We start from the raw sequence: 14890 nt of genomic DNA, 5'->3' as shown, positions 1-14890 counted from the left end.
CCCTCAAAGCAGGTCTGGAAGTTCTGTCAAACCGGGTCACCGAAGCCCGCGAAGTTGGTGGGTACGAGGACATGCTGAAAGACGCCTTCGCGCCTCTCGCGCAAGGCCGCGATCTCATGCCAGAAGGTGCCGCTATCGGTGAGCAGGCCAAGACCCGCGCGCGCCACACCCCCTACCCGCGCATGGAATATCAGACACGGCGCATGTCCCTCATCGAAAGCATCAAGGATATCTACACAACCGAGTATGACAAAGCACGAGCGCGGGTGGACCAAAGCTCCGACCTGGCACAGCCTTCAACAAATACTGAAAGGTCCCGAAACATGGATGAAGATATGATCGATGCGCTCATATCTGCAATGAACAGATATGCGCCACATGAGAACGATGTACATGATGTGGAGCGCCCACACGAGATTGTCAGAAGTCTCTATGCTGAAGCAAAAAAGGTCGAACTGAGCGCAGATCAGCAGATCCAAGCAGACATAATCGCACAGCATATGGCACAGGAACGCGCTCTAACAGATCTTCGGATTGAAGTGGCCCATGAAGTGAAGCCGGATGCCGAGAATTATGAATGGAAGCAGTGTATCTATAAGAAGGACGCTCCATTTACGATCCGTGATCCAAATGCAGCCCGTACATTCCGCAGCATTTTCTCAGAACGAAAAAAGACGGTTATCGCGAAGGTAAGCGACATCGACAAGGTCGTTTCCCGAATGTCCATTTTGGCAATGAATGGGCCCGATGATGTTCAAATGGTCGGTGATGCTTTACGCTATGGCGGCGAGTTCGAAGAGCTCACCCCCGAAGGTGGCATGCAAGCGCGCGCGGCACGCCAAAGCGTAGTGGAGCGGATACTCTCGGCAGAAGATGGGCAAGCGCGGGATGCCAAGGAGCCCCAAGCCCTTCTCGAAGACTTGTACAAAGGGTACTCGCTGAAAGAGATCACGGCCTTGGCCCGCCCTGAAGAGGTGATACCAAGTGATGCGCCAAAACTCTCATCTGCGGATCGAGAAAGGCTTGCCAAGCGGATTTTAGACCTCTCAAAAGCATCAGCGCCCAGGAATGCGCCACAACACAGTCCGCTATTCGCTCGTGAAATAGAGCTGGGACCACGGTTGGGACTTGACCGTGACAAGAATCGGGATGGTCCATATCTGGACGGCCCGAGTCGGGGGTAACATCACGCTGGTGGAGGGGAAGCGACCGATTAACGCGCAGTCACAAACCCCAAATAGCTTCCGCTGAGATGATAGGAAGACATTATGCGTCTCCCACCGAGGGGCGGGAAGCCGTCATTCGCTGCGGTTGCAGCGATCACTCTATCCTGATCCGGATGCGGACATACAACAGGCACTCTGGCAAAGTACTTTCATGATGATGTATGCGCCGACGGCAACAATCCACAAAAACCAGATCGATGGCGTCACGTCGCATTCGCAATTTTTTTTGAACAGGCTAAGGTAGAGCTCAACAGGGAGACGAAATCGGTGGCCAACGCAAAGCAACTCATTGGACTATTGAAGAGTCACGTTGAGGGGAACGAAGAACGGTTCTTCGATCTAGCACTTCAGCTTGCGTCGGCAGAGGAACAAAAGGGTCATACTCGTCTAGCCGAACAGCTTCGTCAGTGGGTTGAAGCGGGGCAAACACCTAAGTTGCAGACGCCAACCCCAACATTGATCGCCAAGCCACGGGGCGAGTTGGCATCGATCATTGGGACTGCCTATCCAGAGACCAGGCTGAATGATCTCATCCTACCAGAATCTGTGTCGTCTGAGCTTGAGCAACTCGTTGTCGAGTTCCGCAAACGCGACATCTTGGAGAAGCATGGGCTGACACCCAGGCAACGTGTCCTTCTGGCAGGTCCCCCAGGCACCGGAAAGACGATGAGCGCGTCTGCATTGGCTGGTGAGCTAAAGCTTCCTCTTTATTCTGTGCTGTTGCACGGGTTGATATCGAAATTTATGGGGGAGACGGCCTCCAAACTGAATGCAATATTCGAGACAGTAAGGACCCAACGAGGGGTTTACCTGTTCGATGAGATCGATGCGCTTGCCGCCACCAGAGACAGTGACAATGATGTTGGCGAAGCGCGGCGAACCCTAAACTCGTTTCTCCAATTCATGGAGGAAGACACGGGGCCTTCGCTGATCATCGCAACAACCAACCTGCCACGGATTTTGGATAAGGCGATCCTTCGCCGCTTTGACCTTGTATTGATGTATGCTCTACCCACCGCCGAAGCGATGCAGAAAGCCATGTCTCGTGGTCTAATCGGATTTGATTTGTCTGAGGTAATCTGGGACGATGTGGTTGAACAGGCCCATGGTCTTTCATCCTCTGATGTAGTTCAGGCCGCGATGGATGCCGCACGTCGGGCAGTATTGGATTCGAAAAAAACAATAACGTCGGCTGATTTGTTGCGTTCAATTGGTCGCCGACGAGACTTACAAGCGTTGGGTATAAGCAGTGGCAGAACGGAATCTTCCTCACATAGTTCTTAACGGGGTTTCGAAGCCTAAAGATTTCAAGGGAAGGCGGATCGTTACTGATACGCCGACAGACGTACCAAATAGGCAAGCACATGCTGCCCGTCTGATCGCAGCATTGGACACCATAGAGGTAGTGCCTGAAGCAAACGCCACCTATATCGAAATCGTAGGCCGCGCTGGCGAAGCGTTTCTTCCAGGCAAATTTGATGTGAGCGGCTTGGCTCTCCTTAGTGTGCGGGACGCTGAGCCCGATAATGCGGTTCCGGGTCGCGCTATTGTAAAAGCGAGTAAGTCGGCAGGTGGCTTGACCAAGCTACGCGAGAAGCTTGACCAATTCGCAACAGAAGACGGTAAGCCTAACAACCAAGGGCAAACACGCCCGAGGAATGCTGATCTTGCTAACAGTATCGACACGTTAGCCCAAGCAGAGCTTCGGGACCTATGGCGACATCCAAACAAACCATTCCCGTTGGCGGCGGGTCCGATCCCTTGGGAGGTTTGGTTGGAACCAAGAGAAGTGGACCAATTCGTTGCTAGAGCAGTTCAGGAAGGGCTAACGGTCTACCCCGATCGCTTAGTGTTCCCTGAGGATGTCGTCGTTCTCGTTGAAGGTGACATCGGCCAAATGGCTAGGACTGCAATTGGTACAGGTTCGGTCCGCTCCGTTACTCCGCCTGGTGTCCCTATCGACTTCGTGGATGGCCTCGAAGCGGAGGAACAGGCCGGTTGGTTGCTAGATGTGATTGGCCGAACCCAGTATGGCCCTCAAGCTCAGCAGGCGGCATCCTATGTCACGCTCTTGGATACGGGCATCACGTTGGCGCACCCGCTCATCCAGCCTGCGTTTGATGCAGCAGATCGCCATGCGGCTGTGCCTGGATGGGACCTCGCAGACCTGCATGGTCATGGATCGAGGATGGCAGGGGCGGTGCTCTTTGGTGATCTGCGGACTCACTTGAACAGTACCGCGGCAATCAATGTCCCTCATAGGCTAGAGTCTGCAAAGGTGATCCCAGATGCAGGCCATAACCCTTATCATCTGTTGGGGGACAGGACGCAGAAAGCCATCAACGCGGTAGAAGTTGAGCCAGATAGGTTGCGGACTTTCGCTTTGGCCACGACCACAGACCTCGATACTCCTCACAGCGGTGCGCCTACGTCCTGGTCCACTGAACTCGACCAGCTTGCCGCTGGTCGGTCCGGCGAAGTAAAGCAGCAGCGACTTATCGTGACTTCGATTGGCAATATTGATGCCCAACATGATGGAAATACAGACTACCTAAGCAAATGCGATGACCTTGATGAGGGAGAGATTCAGTCTCCTTCCCAAGCATGGAACTCAATCGCAGTGGGTGCGATGACCGAAATGAACGGAGTTGGTGGGCCAACATATGGTACGACGTTAGCTGATGTTGGGGACCTCGCTCCGATGTCCCGCACGGCGAGTTGGACCAAGACCTGGCCAATCAAACCTGATGTCGTACTTGAAGGCGGCAACTGGTACGATGACGGGTTTTCAACGACACCCAATCAGCATTCTGAATTGATGCTGGTTACGACCAGTCGGAATTACCCTGCACGGTCTTTCACACACATTTCTGACACCAGTGCCGCAACGGCACTGGCCGCTCGTGAAATCGCAATCCTTCGCGCCTCATATCCCGACCTTTGGCCAGAGACGATCCGGGCTCTCTACGTGGGCTCGGCAAGATGGACTGATCAGATGTGGTCGCATATTGCGCCAGCGGATCGAAATCGGAAGGGTGCCTACGATGTCATGTTCACCCGATATGGTTATGGTCAGCCAAGCCTCGAACGTGCTCTTAACAGTGCAAGCAGCGCAATCACGCTGATCGTAGAGGATTACATTCGTCCCTATGAGAACAAGGGATCAGGTCGGAAATTGAACGAAATGCAGTTGTTTGAACTGCCATGGCCAACGAACGTTCTCCGCGGCTTGGTCGGACAGGACGTTACCCTGCGTGTTGCTCTGAGCACCTTCATCGAACCGAACCCATCTGAGGTCGCTCGTGGTCGAAAAAACAGATACGCATCTCATGGCCTTCGTTTTGCGCTAAAGGGCGCGGATGAAGAAGTTGATGTATTCACGCAACGTGTTGGCCGCACCGCAGTTGAAGACCAACCAGACGATAACGGCCCTGACAGTGGCGAATGGGATTTCGGCTACAATCGCCGGAGTGTCGGATCCCTGCACATCGATACGCTCACTGTCGCTGCCAGCGATCTTGCCCGTCGCGGGGTCCTTGCGGTCTATCCGGTTGGGGGCTGGTGGAAAGAAAACCGCAATGTGGACCCTGAGCGGTGCGAGGCGCGGTTTTCACTGGTCGTCGAAATTGATGCCACCGAGGCAGACGTGGACCTTTACGCGGAGGTCCAACAGAAAGTGGCACCTCAAGCAGAAATTCAGGTCTGAACAAATTCCTTGGTCTTTACCGCTTCGTTTGTCTTCGCGGTTGTCGACCGGCTTTCCGGTTTGACCCACGGCGAAGCGAATGACCGCAAAGCGGGCTGCTACCGCAGCAACTTTTGAACAGGTCGAAGGTCCGGAATGGGCCGTCAGAGCAAAGAAAACATCTAATGTTCGAATGGTCTCGCCGACTTGATCACTCCGCCAAAATAGCATCATCAAACTCAATCGGCGTGAACGCCTAGAAGGAGCTTCTTGGGGTCACCACCAGACTGACCAATTAGATAGATCAAGTACGGAGCAAAAAATAGAATTCCCAAAGGAGGCGCGAATAGGCCTAACGCAATACTACGGCCGGTAAATCCACCGCGCCATGCCATCCAAACGGCCGACAGGATTAGGTAGGTCGTGAAGTCCACGTTGAACTGTCCTTGCCACGTTAGTGCGAAGATCGGCCCGAAGAAATGCGGCAAGAGGTTCCATCCGTCATTCGCAACAGCAGCAATGGTGAAGACGACAATCACCGCGGTAATTGCCAGAAGGAGCAAGCGAAACTGGGACATGTTGAATTCCTATCTATATCATGTTGTTGGCTGAGCCGGTCGCCACATCGGACCAACGACTGCCAAAAGGACAAGGATGTTCCAGAGTGCGTTCGGCCAGTTGCCCGATGTGATCGATCCGAGACTGTCTAGGAAAAACCAGGCCAGAGCACCGTAGAGCACCGACTTCCGGACGCCTTCAGGCGCATGATCGTGGACGTGCACAGACAAGAGCCAGATCATGACGGCCCAACCCACCAGAAATCCACCAGTTAAGGCAGAGAGGAAGCGTATCTCTTCGGATTCGTAGCTTGGGAAGCCATCCACTGGCCAGGTTAGGATATCGAGCCCAAGTCGAGCCAACTCATTCGTGGCTGGGATTGTTCCAAGGGTCAGTGCCGGTCCGAAGAACCCAATACCGATGGCTGAGACTTTAAGCCATCTCTTGTGGGCTGCTTGAGTTGCCATTTTTTGTCCTTCCACTCGGCTCTTGAAGGGTTGCTATTGAACGCGTGAACGTCCCGCAATTACCTTGGAGGTAAGTGACAGGTGAGGATGCGGCGTATAGCTTCCGCATATGCAGACCTTCCCTGACACATTGCGCCATTGGCGAAACCTGCGGCGTTTCTCGCAACTCGATCTGGCAAACGAAGCCGGGATATCCTCGCGCCATTTGTCCTTTCTCGAAACTGGTCGGGCGCGTCCAAGTCGCGAGATGGTCGTCAGGCTCAGTGAAACGCTTGAAGTTCCGCTGGAGGCCCGCAACGACATGCTGACGGCTGCCGGTTTTGCTGCGCGGTATCGGTCAGCGGACTGGACCGCAGAAGAGATGGCCCCGGTTCGGGCAGCAGTCGAAAAGACGCTTGCCAATCACATGCCCATGCCCGGTCTCGCCGTTGATCGACTGTGGACGATACGCATGGCCAACCCTGCCGCGTTGGCTCTTTTCTCATCCTTCAGGGTCGGCGTCGGCGACAGCCTGCTGGACCTGATGGTGTCCGACGCGCTTCCATCAGTCGTGGAAAACTGGCCAGAGGTCGCCCATCATGCCGCCAAGCGGCTGCGAACCGAGAGCGCTGCTGAAGGCGGAATCCCGAAGTTTGCTCCCGTTATTGCGCACCTTGAGAAGGCCCCCAAACCGATTGACCCCGCCCGAACACCGGTCATTCCGACGATCGTGGTACTGGACAATCAAAGGCTGTCCCTGTTCGCGACAATTGCTCAGTTCGGAACACCCGAAGATGCGGCCCTCGGGTCGTTGAAGATCGAACTCTACTTCCCGATGGACGCGGAAACTGAGCAAGTCTTCAAAGCAATGGCAACGGCGACCGCTCAGCCCGCGGAGTGAGAGCTGGAATAGTATTGTTCTCCAATAGCCCAAACCAAGCTGGCGAAAGGCTAAGCGGTTATTAGGAGTAAGAACGCTTCTCGAGTTGCTACTGCCAATCGAAACATAACTTGCTAGAGTGTTCAATGGGCGAGCGGCGGGGCAGCGTTGGGTGACAATCAATTGAAAGAGCCAGGGGTCCTTTGCGGGAGAGTGTGGAATCCTACGCTAAGCAAACAACGAGAACCGTTGTACGACGGGGCGAAATGACACTCCAAGCGAATTGGTGTTGCGCGCGTTGACAGCACCAGTATGCCGAAGGGACGGAAACATTGGCGCAGCGGTGCAGCGGGAAGACCGGCCATTCATCGGCTGTGCAGCAATTTTTGGACAACCAATTTACGAGGAGCGGGACAAAGTGAGCCTTCGCTGCGGTTTCACCAATGGCTGCTTTTGATGTTGGCCAGCGGGTAGGTGCCTGATAATTTGTTCAAATGATAATAGTCCTAAATGGGTATCCGGGCGTCGGCAAACTGACAATCGGGCGGGAACTCGCGCAGCTCCTTAAGGCGCGGCTCGTGGACATTCACACTCTCTACAACCTCGCATTTGCCTTGACCGAATTTCGCACTCCGCAATTTCGTGAAACCGTGCGGCGGGTCGAAGAAATCGCGGACGAGCTTATAGCTGCCTTACCGCGAGGAGTACCTGTCGTTTTCACCACTGTTCTGACGGGCAACAGTGAATGGGCCTTAGAAGAATGGCAGCGGTTCGTTGAGCGAAGTGATCGGCGTCCACCCCTCGTAGTGGTGCATCTCGCCTGCGATCTTGATGAAAACATCAGGCGCATTCAATCGCTGGAGCGGAAAGGCAAAGGAAAGTTGCAAGGTGCAGATGTCGTTCGGCGCAACCACGCGTCCCAAGAGCCACTGATCGGAGCAGACCTAACCCATACACTTCGCTTAGATGTAACTTCTTTGAGTCCCCAGAACGCTGCACCGGAGATTGCAACGCACTGTTCTGGAGTGCGCACCGCATTAGCCGACGGACGTTGATTGAAGCTGCTTCGTACCGGAAGCTGGCATTTGTGAGCCGTGCGGCATCTGGTAGAATGGGCTCAGTCGTTGAATCCGCCGCTCCCGGGCCGAATGCCCGCTGTCTAATGACGAACGGCGCGCAATCATCTCGAAGGTTCGAAACATCCGTGCGTTTGTAGATGTTTTGCAGGAAAGTGCTGGAACCTCGCGAAAGGTCGGTATCGGGATTCGATTGTGTTGCCGATCGCGGCGACACCGCATGGCCGCGAAGAGCCCATACCGGAAGTCTTCAGATCATGTTGCGTGCGCTCGCAGCACAGTTATTGCTGCGTCCGCTCAGTTTTTAGCGTCGCAATACGGCGTGAGAACCAGCCATTCGTACATCGTGCAGCGAGGAAACGATGGCCAGGATCAAGTCGCGGACTTTACTGCCATCCATAGCCTCTAATTCAATGGCAGCTTTGCCGACGCATCGGCAAAGCTCATAGATTACGGTTATTACCGCAGCCTTGATCGCACAGTGTTGCCAAGGATTGAAACAAGTCCCGCAGCTAACGCCAACTTGAGCATGTCCGGTACAATAAACGGCCCAATTCCATACTCAATGCCTTGGGAAATACCGAAAAGGTACATCAACCAGAGTGCACCTAGGGTGAGGAGAATTACTTCGCCAACAAGCATAGCCCCACCGATCTTTAGGGGATTCTTCCACCAGCCCTTATCGGCGGCCCATCCCGTTATTGCGGTCATGACAACGAAGCCGACGAGATACCCTCCAGTCGGCCCTACCATGTATGCAAGGCCTATTCCGCGCTCAGGAGTTCCTTGGAAAACTGGAAACCCCAAGGCACCTTCTGCGAGATATAGAAGAATTGTGGCTAATCCGAGTTTTAAGCCGAATACTGCGGCGATGGTAAAGATCGTCAAGGTCTGAAGTGACATATCGACAGGCCACATGGGAACTTTAGTCTTAGCCGATATCGCAATCAGTAACGACCCGAGCACTGCGAGCACGACAAACCATAGCGCGTGGTTGATCTTGTTGGATTGCACGAGTGAAGGAAAAAGTGCGTCCGATCTGTTCATGACTATCTCCGCTGTAAGTTATACAAAGTTACGACTAGGCTAGCTTGTTGGTTTCGAGATGAAAAGCTGCCGTTCATTCACGATGCAGCATTCTGTACTCTGGGCTCACTGCCGCTGTTGGGGCTAGCGCAGCATCTGCGCGGTAGCCGCCGAAAACCCCGGTAGGGACGGCCCAAAACAGCCTTTGGTCTGTGGATGTAAATGCCGCAATTGAGCCCGCTTTCCAGACATTCGCTGCAGGCGCGAAATTCAACACTGATCAACTTACAGATCGTGGACAAAACGCCAGTTCGTTGCGGTTGGCGAATAACCGTTTTTGGTATGCATCACTCTCTAAACTACCCATTCAAATACGTATCCCGCGGCCAGAGATCCTAGAACAGCCAAGGCGAGATACAGCAAAAACGGCTTGAGTTTCAGGACCGGAGCAATAGCCAAGGCACCCCAGATGCTCACAACACCACCAGAGATCAGAAAGGCCATGGCAGCACCCTCTGACATGCCGCTTTCAATCAAACCACGGGTCAAAGGAAGTGCTGCGTAGCCATCGATGTAGGCGGGCGCTCCGACAAAGACGGCCGCAGGTATGGCCCACCACTGATCTTTCCCGACATATGCGGCGAGCGATCCCGGCGTCAGCGCGGCATTCAGCGCATATTCGGCTGCAAATGCAGGGATCAGGCAAATCAGGATGAGCCGTGCTGTTGCCCAAAATTGTGTCCTGAACGCCCGCCGGCGCGCTTCCTTTTTCCAAACCCAAGGGTCGAAGGTTTGAGCCGCTCCACTTCGCGCAGCGCTCAATTGGCGCGCAAGCCCGTTGTCGCGAAGCGCGTTCAATGCCCAAGGTGTCTTGACAAACAGTCCCGTGATCGCACCGCCAAAGATACCCAGACCAAAGGCCGCGAGTGTTTTCCCAATCGCAAAGCTCAGTCCAAGGGTCGCGACCGTCGTGGCCAGCATCGCAGGATCCGTGATTGGTGAGGACAGCCAGAACGCCATGATCGGGGCCAGTGGAACACCCGCCGCCAAAAGTCCGGCCATCAATGGCAAAACGGTTACGCCACAGACAGGCGTGATCGCGCCAATCAAAGAGGCGACCACAACCGTTCGCAGCGTCTTGCCCTCGAAGGCACCAGCAATGTGTGCATCTGCTCCGCTGGCGATGATCCACGCCGCAAGAAGAATGCCCGGAATGACGATTGGGGCAACAACAACCAAACTCCACAGGACGAACTTGACAGCATTCCATGAGTGTTCTGGCCAGGCAAAAGCCAAACTTACCAACAAGAAAAGACACGTGCACCAGAGGACGGGTTTCTTGTAGGATGGTCGCCGGGCAACTGTCTGATCGGACATTGGGTACTCCTTTGACCTTGAAAATTAGTCGTCAACATGACATGTGTGAAACGAATACTTTCAATTTCTGGTATCGGAAAAATCGATGGAAAGCCTGGACAGCGATTTGCTGCGCACGTTTGTCGCCGTTGCGGAATCAGGCAGTGTGACAGATGGTGCTGCTCGCATCCATCGATCCCAATCCGCCACCAGTCTTCAGATTAAACGCCTCGAAAGCATCATCGGGCAACCCGTCTTTGAACGGCACGGACGCGGCGTAATCCTGAGCGATACGGGTCGCCAGTTGCTGCCTGTGGCACAGGAAGTCACAGCGCGCCTCGACACAGCACTGCGAGACATCTCTCAAAATACTGTAATGGGCAAATTACGTGTGGGTATTCCTGACGATCACGGCCAGGCCAAATTGGCTGAGATCATCGCGTCCTTTAGCCGTCACCACCCCAAAGTCGAGCTGGAAGTGACCTGCGCATTAAGCGCGCATTTCCCTGATGCACTTGACAAAGGAGCGCTCGATCTTGCGATCTATGAGGTTGAATGTCCAAAAGAACACGAAGAAGTGCTGACTGAAGATCCAACTTGCTGGGTGTCGTCTGCGCATCGGGACTTCCCTGCCGATGCGTACCTGCCGGTGGCTCTGTTCGATCATGCTTGTTGGTGGCGCGAGGCTGCAATCACTTCCTTGCAAACCCGTAAGAAGCCATACCGCATCGTCTATTCCAGCCAAAGCGTCTCTGGCGTGATCGCTGCAGTCGAAGCTGGGATCGCAGTCGGTCTTCTGGGCCGTTCATCGTTGCATTCCGGCCTGTCAGTGGTGAACAAGGTTCTTGGCTTTGGAAACACACCAGCCTCGAACTTGGTGATGGCGACAAGTCGGTCACAGGAGACCGGGCCGCGTGACGCAATGAAAGCAGCTATCCGATCGGCCTTTTTGGCCAAGGCTTAGAAAAGCTGCCATTTCCTTCTCATTGCAGCATTCGACACTTTGGGTTCCCTGCGGTTAGCGGATGCTATGCAGCATCTCAGCGAATGACGTGGCCCCCAACGTCGAGGGCGGCCCATTCGGACTCTCTGCGCTGTGCTTGGATGCTGCAGTTGCAGCCCGCATAGTCGACATTCGCTGCGACCGCAAAATCAGATAATGTGCTACCCGTAAACGACGCCGCAAGGTAGGGAAGCAAATGCTGCACTACGCACCATGGTGTCGCACAAATTCCTGCTCGATCACTTCCGTTCCCCACTGCGTACCGGGGGTCTGATGCGCCAGCGCGAACCCGTGTCTCTCATAAAGGTGGCGGGCGGCATCCAATCCTTTGAAGGTCCACAGGCGCGTGCGATCAAAGCCCTGCTTGTCTGCGAACTCCGTGGCTTTGCTGAGAAGCACGTTTCCGATACCCATACCCTGCGCTTTGGGGCTAACGATGAACCACCGCAAATGGCTAACGCCGTCCCCTAAATCCTCACCATCGAGGGAGACAGATCCCAGAAGTTCTTCGCCTGCATAAGCGGAGAACGTCGTGTTTTCCGAATTGTTTATGCGCCCCATAAACTCTGACATTTCCGTTGCGATTTTGCGCTCAAATACTGCTCCAAACCCATAGTGCTGTGAGTAGAAAGTCGCGTGTAGATGCGCCACGGATGCGATGACCCCAGAACGATAGCCCACGTGTAGTTCAACGTCTGGCGCAGCGCTGACCGCGCCACCTAAAGATTTTGCGAATAGAACAAGGCCCGTCTCAATTTGTGCGACTTCTTTTGACGACAGCACGTCCAGGGCAGATTGAAGCTGTCGCCGCGCAAAACCCTCGACATCGCCCAGTAGGTTTTTTCCATCCTGCGTCAAAGTCAAAATACGGGACCGCTTATCACTCGGATCAGTGTCAGCCTCGATCAGGCCATCGTTTTCCAGCTTTTGAACAAGACGGCTGACGCTGGACTTTTCCAAATGCAAATGGGCACCCAGGTCACTGGCATTTTTAACCGTGCCATAACCAACCTCAATAATCGTGTGCACCGCAGATGGAGATAGCTCTGTTCCAGCCAATCCCTTTTGCATGAAGCCAAATTCGCGCACTATCTGCCGTGCAGCGGAACGCATTTTGTCAATGCGAGGGATTGGAAGTGATTGCGTCATAGTTGCATGATACAACCAAAATCCCGCAACCGTCTACTAGTAAATACTCTCAACGTTTCAACAATCCAGCAGATTGGGTTCATAGCCGCCATCGGCTGATTGTGTTGAAAAACTCGAAAATCTGACGACCGCATTTTTCTGCCAAGATCCATTGCGACGGCCAACTTGAAACCAAATGCCCAGCGGCGCCGCTGAGAGCTTCGGACATTGCCAATTCTGGTCTTAGGCCGACCCCCTCGCCGAATTTTCGGATAGGCCTCCTGCGGGCAAGTATTTCACCTATTTTCGCGAAAACTGGAGTTTTTCAACAGTATCGGCTGGCACCAGTCATCCGACCAAAACCGTCAGATGTCGGCAGCGAGCCCGTTATGACTGGTGCTGCTCTGATCGCCAGTGACGGGTATCTCAAAGCGCATCGCACGGCGTCCAGCCTTGCGGTGGAAAAAGGGAGACGTGGACGTCTGATCGGACGCGCCTAGGGCGGGATGAACCATTGACCGGCAGGTGATTGAAACAATCACCGAGAGGGGCAAAGCTGCACGCTATCTTCGACAGATGAGCCTTGTCGCGCCATTGGTCCGAGCGACAATTGCGAATGACGCCCTCTGAACCTCTTTGTCACCGCTGGGCTGGTCAGTGATTATATCCGCGCGCGCTCTGATGAGCAGTTTGCCAAAGGTTGAATGGCTGGTCGGTGATCGCGACTATGACGCCGATTGGTTCAGAGAAGCGTTGAAAGACAAAGCCTGTATCGGTGCCGGGAACCGCACCGGTTTATGATAGGTAGCGCTGCCCCACGATAGCCGAGATCTATCAATGTATAGCAACTTGGTATTTCTCAATACGGTAAGTTGATCGTATAGTTTAGGTACCAGCTCGGTCGGTGGACCTCATTTCTACCATCGACCACTTAGCCCCCCTCGCCATTGAGGGGGGCATTGGAGGGGTAGGTTCTGGATTTGAAGCGGGCTCGCTCCATTCGGTGCAAATGTCAATGTGATGTCAGGGTTCAGTACACATTTCATCGGGTGTTTATTGTTGCCGATACGGAGGCAGGTGTGCAGTATCCTAGGGTTTGTATCTAAATGCGCAAGCGCGCTTTACACTTGGGCGAGTCGTCGTCAACGGTGGATTGATAGGGTTGGGTCGCGTGGGGATTGCAGGTGGATGACTAATATTGATGAACTGAGATTTCCGGAGTTTTTAGGATGACATACCATATAGTATGCCGCAGGTGTTTTCGCATCGCGCATTTCTGTTACGGTGATTAACATGGGCGTCAAGTCAGGCAAAGATTATGATCGCTAAAAAAAGATTATGATCGCTAAAAGGCGAACCTATCTAGGCTGCGTGGCGGCCTCTCTGATAGGCATTTCGGTCATTGCTGTTATTCACCCATCTAATGTCAATTCAGATGCTGCAGATGTAGCGGATAAGCTTACTGAAATCCTTACGGGTTCCTCGGTTGTGCCAACAGTTGAACGTGTCGCTAGAGTGGAGAATTGCTCGATTATAGTCGACGAATTCTTTCAAGATTTCTGCGACGGATCATCTCTAGATGCTCCAGAGCGACGCTGGAAGGAAACAAGAATAGATCTAGAGAGCGTAGATGCCATAAGGCAGAACGATCAATTTGATGACTATACTCTCTTGGACTTCGTTACATTACGTGGTGGTGAGACCAGTGGTGTTTTGGAGAGGCGCTTTTACTGTGATGGCCGCGTTACTAATGTATTAAGTGAAACTGGTATTGGGTTTCTGGTTGGCGGTGACAATCATCAAGATCTGTCGAGTTTGAATCTTAATGAGTTATTGGATTCTTGTTCGAATACGAATTTCTAGGAAAACGAAATGGCCCGTGTTTATACCACCCACGACCTCAACAATTACTTCGACGACATCCAGAGACTTCATCAGTTTCCCGACTCCAGAGTCGCAAACGTAATTGAGCAAGCTCGTAGGTTGCGTGAATTGAATTTGGAAAATCATCAAGATACAGCAACTGCAATTACGGCACTGAAAACAACGGTACAGGTTTTGAGTGGTTTGACTTCGGCCTTTAGACGTGAGGCAGGTGAAAAAGCTGGGCGATGATTTGGCGAGGGAGTTAATACTGTTCCAACGAATGGTCCGGATGCGGCACTCATGTGGTTTGATGATCGGCTTAAGTTTGCAAATGATGGTTTGGACCAAGTGATAGCAGATGCATTTTGGCTAAACCAAATGAGGGAAGCTAACTGGGGCTTTGGTGTTGACGATTGGAGTCGCGTTGCGGCGAACTATAACGGTGACCCCGCTGATGACGAATATATCTATATTAAAGCGTTTCGGGATTAGTTTGAGGCATATCCGGCAGCCTTGAAGTAGTTCCAGCACTCTGTGGGATCGTATAAGTCGCAGATTTGGCCGATGGCTTCGAATACAGCAGTGAACGAGCGGGCACCGACGCGGCGGAGATGGGCCTTGAGCTTGGAGAAGGCCTGCT

General features: G+C 53.4%; 14 protein-coding genes and 2 pseudogenes. 10 read left to right on the top strand and 6 right to left on the bottom strand.

Annotated elements, in window-relative coordinates; translation table 11 throughout:
• The 3 genes from ACFWW2_RS00560 to ACFWW2_RS00550 form a co-directional block, all read left to right on the top strand.
• Positions 1-1184: hypothetical protein (locus ACFWW2_RS00560; RefSeq protein ID WP_393925414.1), on the top strand; the 1184-nt coding region annotated here is incomplete at its 5' end.
• A gap of 309 nt (positions 1185-1493) precedes the next feature.
• Positions 1494-2510, top strand: coding sequence for an AAA family ATPase (locus tag ACFWW2_RS00555; protein ID WP_393925413.1), 1017 nt, complete (start codon positions 1494-1496; stop codon positions 2508-2510).
• 121 nt (positions 2511-2631) lie between these two features.
• A complete protein-coding gene (locus tag ACFWW2_RS00550) occupies positions 2632-4932 on the top strand; it encodes a S8 family peptidase (protein ID WP_393925412.1) in 2301 nt (766 codons plus the stop codon).
• Between the two features lie 218 nt (positions 4933-5150).
• Here ACFWW2_RS00550 and ACFWW2_RS00545 read toward each other — a convergent pair whose 3' ends face one another.
• Together ACFWW2_RS00545 and ACFWW2_RS00540 are read right to left on the bottom strand one after the other, a co-directional pair.
• Positions 5151-5489 (bottom strand): hypothetical protein, encoded by a 339-nt coding sequence (locus ACFWW2_RS00545; protein WP_393925411.1) that lies wholly within the window; start codon positions 5487-5489, stop codon positions 5151-5153.
• An 18-nt stretch (positions 5490-5507) separates the two neighbouring features.
• A complete protein-coding gene (locus ACFWW2_RS00540) occupies positions 5508-5936 on the bottom strand; it encodes a hypothetical protein (RefSeq protein WP_393925410.1) in 429 nt (142 codons plus the stop codon).
• A gap of 109 nt (positions 5937-6045) precedes the next feature.
• On the opposite strand from ACFWW2_RS00540, the gene ACFWW2_RS00535 reads away from it, so the two are divergent.
• Both ACFWW2_RS00535 and ACFWW2_RS00530 read left to right on the top strand, forming a co-directional pair.
• Positions 6046-6816 (top strand): helix-turn-helix domain-containing protein, encoded by a 771-nt coding sequence (locus tag ACFWW2_RS00535; protein ID WP_393925409.1) that lies wholly within the window; start codon positions 6046-6048, stop codon positions 6814-6816.
• A gap of 473 nt (positions 6817-7289) precedes the next feature.
• Positions 7290-7850, top strand: a complete 561-nt coding sequence (locus ACFWW2_RS00530; RefSeq protein ID WP_393925408.1) for an AAA family ATPase — start codon at positions 7290-7292, stop codon at positions 7848-7850.
• Positions 7851-8330: 480 nt separating this feature from the next.
• On the opposite strand, the gene ACFWW2_RS00525 is transcribed toward ACFWW2_RS00530, so the two are convergent.
• Positions 8331-8918 (bottom strand): biotin transporter BioY, encoded by a 588-nt coding sequence (locus ACFWW2_RS00525; RefSeq protein ID WP_393925407.1) that lies wholly within the window; start codon positions 8916-8918, stop codon positions 8331-8333.
• Positions 8919-9251: 333 nt separating this feature from the next.
• On the bottom strand, positions 9252-10274 hold the full coding sequence (locus tag ACFWW2_RS00520) for a permease (RefSeq protein WP_393925406.1): 1023 nt from the start codon (positions 10272-10274) through the stop codon (positions 9252-9254).
• Positions 10275-10359: 85 nt separating this feature from the next.
• Here ACFWW2_RS00520 and ACFWW2_RS00515 point away from each other — a divergent pair, with 85 nt between their 5' ends.
• A complete protein-coding gene (locus tag ACFWW2_RS00515; protein WP_393925405.1) occupies positions 10360-11217 on the top strand; it encodes a LysR substrate-binding domain-containing protein in 858 nt (285 codons plus the stop codon).
• Between the two features lie 243 nt (positions 11218-11460).
• On the opposite strand, the gene ACFWW2_RS00510 is transcribed toward ACFWW2_RS00515, so the two are convergent.
• The gene (locus ACFWW2_RS00510; RefSeq protein ID WP_393925404.1) at positions 11461-12369 is read right to left on the bottom strand and encodes a helix-turn-helix domain-containing GNAT family N-acetyltransferase; all 909 of its coding nucleotides are present in this window, start codon (positions 12367-12369) and stop codon (positions 11461-11463) included.
• Positions 12370-12806: 437 nt separating this feature from the next.
• On the opposite strand from ACFWW2_RS00510, the pseudogene ACFWW2_RS00505 reads away from it, so the two are divergent.
• The 4 genes and pseudogenes from ACFWW2_RS00505 to ACFWW2_RS00490 all read left to right on the top strand — a co-directional run.
• Positions 12807-13149: pseudogene (locus ACFWW2_RS00505) on the top strand (hypothetical protein); the annotation flags it as partial.
• A gap of 573 nt (positions 13150-13722) precedes the next feature.
• A complete protein-coding gene (locus tag ACFWW2_RS00500) occupies positions 13723-14247 on the top strand; it encodes a hypothetical protein (protein ID WP_393925403.1) in 525 nt (174 codons plus the stop codon).
• A 9-nt stretch (positions 14248-14256) separates the two neighbouring features.
• Complete coding sequence (locus ACFWW2_RS00495) at positions 14257-14499, top strand: hypothetical protein (protein ID WP_393925402.1); 243 nt, start codon at positions 14257-14259, stop codon at positions 14497-14499.
• Between the two features lie 51 nt (positions 14500-14550).
• Positions 14551-14742: a hypothetical protein gene (locus tag ACFWW2_RS00490; RefSeq protein ID WP_393925401.1), complete on the top strand. Its 192-nt coding sequence runs from the start codon at positions 14551-14553 to the stop codon at positions 14740-14742.
• Here ACFWW2_RS00490 and ACFWW2_RS00485 read toward each other — a convergent pair.
• Positions 14739-14890 (bottom strand): annotated as a pseudogene (locus ACFWW2_RS00485) (IS630 family transposase); the annotation flags it as partial. The gene ACFWW2_RS00490 and the pseudogene ACFWW2_RS00485 overlap by 4 nt on opposite strands.

Origin of the sequence: Yoonia sp. R2-816 (assembly GCF_046762905.1) — a bacterium.
Classification (GTDB): domain Bacteria; phylum Pseudomonadota; class Alphaproteobacteria; order Rhodobacterales; family Rhodobacteraceae; genus Yoonia.
The sequence above is the reverse complement of the archived record's forward strand: the minus strand, read 5'-3'. Positions and strand labels throughout refer to the sequence as shown.

Excerpts from the sequence above, each read along its gene's own strand:
- ACFWW2_RS00530 (WP_393925408.1), top strand. The coding sequence starts at position 7,290 with ATGATAATAGTCCTAAATGGGTATCCGGGCGTCGGCAAACTGACAATC.
- ACFWW2_RS00495 (WP_393925402.1), top strand. The coding sequence starts at position 14,257 with ATGGCCCGTGTTTATACCACCCACGACCTCAACAATTACTTCGACGAC.
- ACFWW2_RS00540 (WP_393925410.1), bottom strand. The coding sequence starts at position 5,936 with ATGGCAACTCAAGCAGCCCACAAGAGATGGCTTAAAGTCTCAGCCATC.
- ACFWW2_RS00525 (WP_393925407.1), bottom strand. The coding sequence starts at position 8,918 with ATGAACAGATCGGACGCACTTTTTCCTTCACTCGTGCAATCCAACAAG.
- ACFWW2_RS00535 (WP_393925409.1), top strand. The coding sequence starts at position 6,046 with ATGCAGACCTTCCCTGACACATTGCGCCATTGGCGAAACCTGCGGCGT.
- ACFWW2_RS00515 (WP_393925405.1), top strand. The coding sequence starts at position 10,360 with ATGGAAAGCCTGGACAGCGATTTGCTGCGCACGTTTGTCGCCGTTGCG.
- ACFWW2_RS00500 (WP_393925403.1), top strand. The coding sequence starts at position 13,723 with ATGATCGCTAAAAGGCGAACCTATCTAGGCTGCGTGGCGGCCTCTCTG.
- ACFWW2_RS00520 (WP_393925406.1), bottom strand. The coding sequence starts at position 10,274 with ATGTCCGATCAGACAGTTGCCCGGCGACCATCCTACAAGAAACCCGTC.
- ACFWW2_RS00545 (WP_393925411.1), bottom strand. The coding sequence starts at position 5,489 with ATGTCCCAGTTTCGCTTGCTCCTTCTGGCAATTACCGCGGTGATTGTC.
- ACFWW2_RS00510 (WP_393925404.1), bottom strand. The coding sequence starts at position 12,369 with ATGCGTTCCGCTGCACGGCAGATAGTGCGCGAATTTGGCTTCATGCAA.
- ACFWW2_RS00490 (WP_393925401.1), top strand. The coding sequence starts at position 14,551 with ATGTGGTTTGATGATCGGCTTAAGTTTGCAAATGATGGTTTGGACCAA.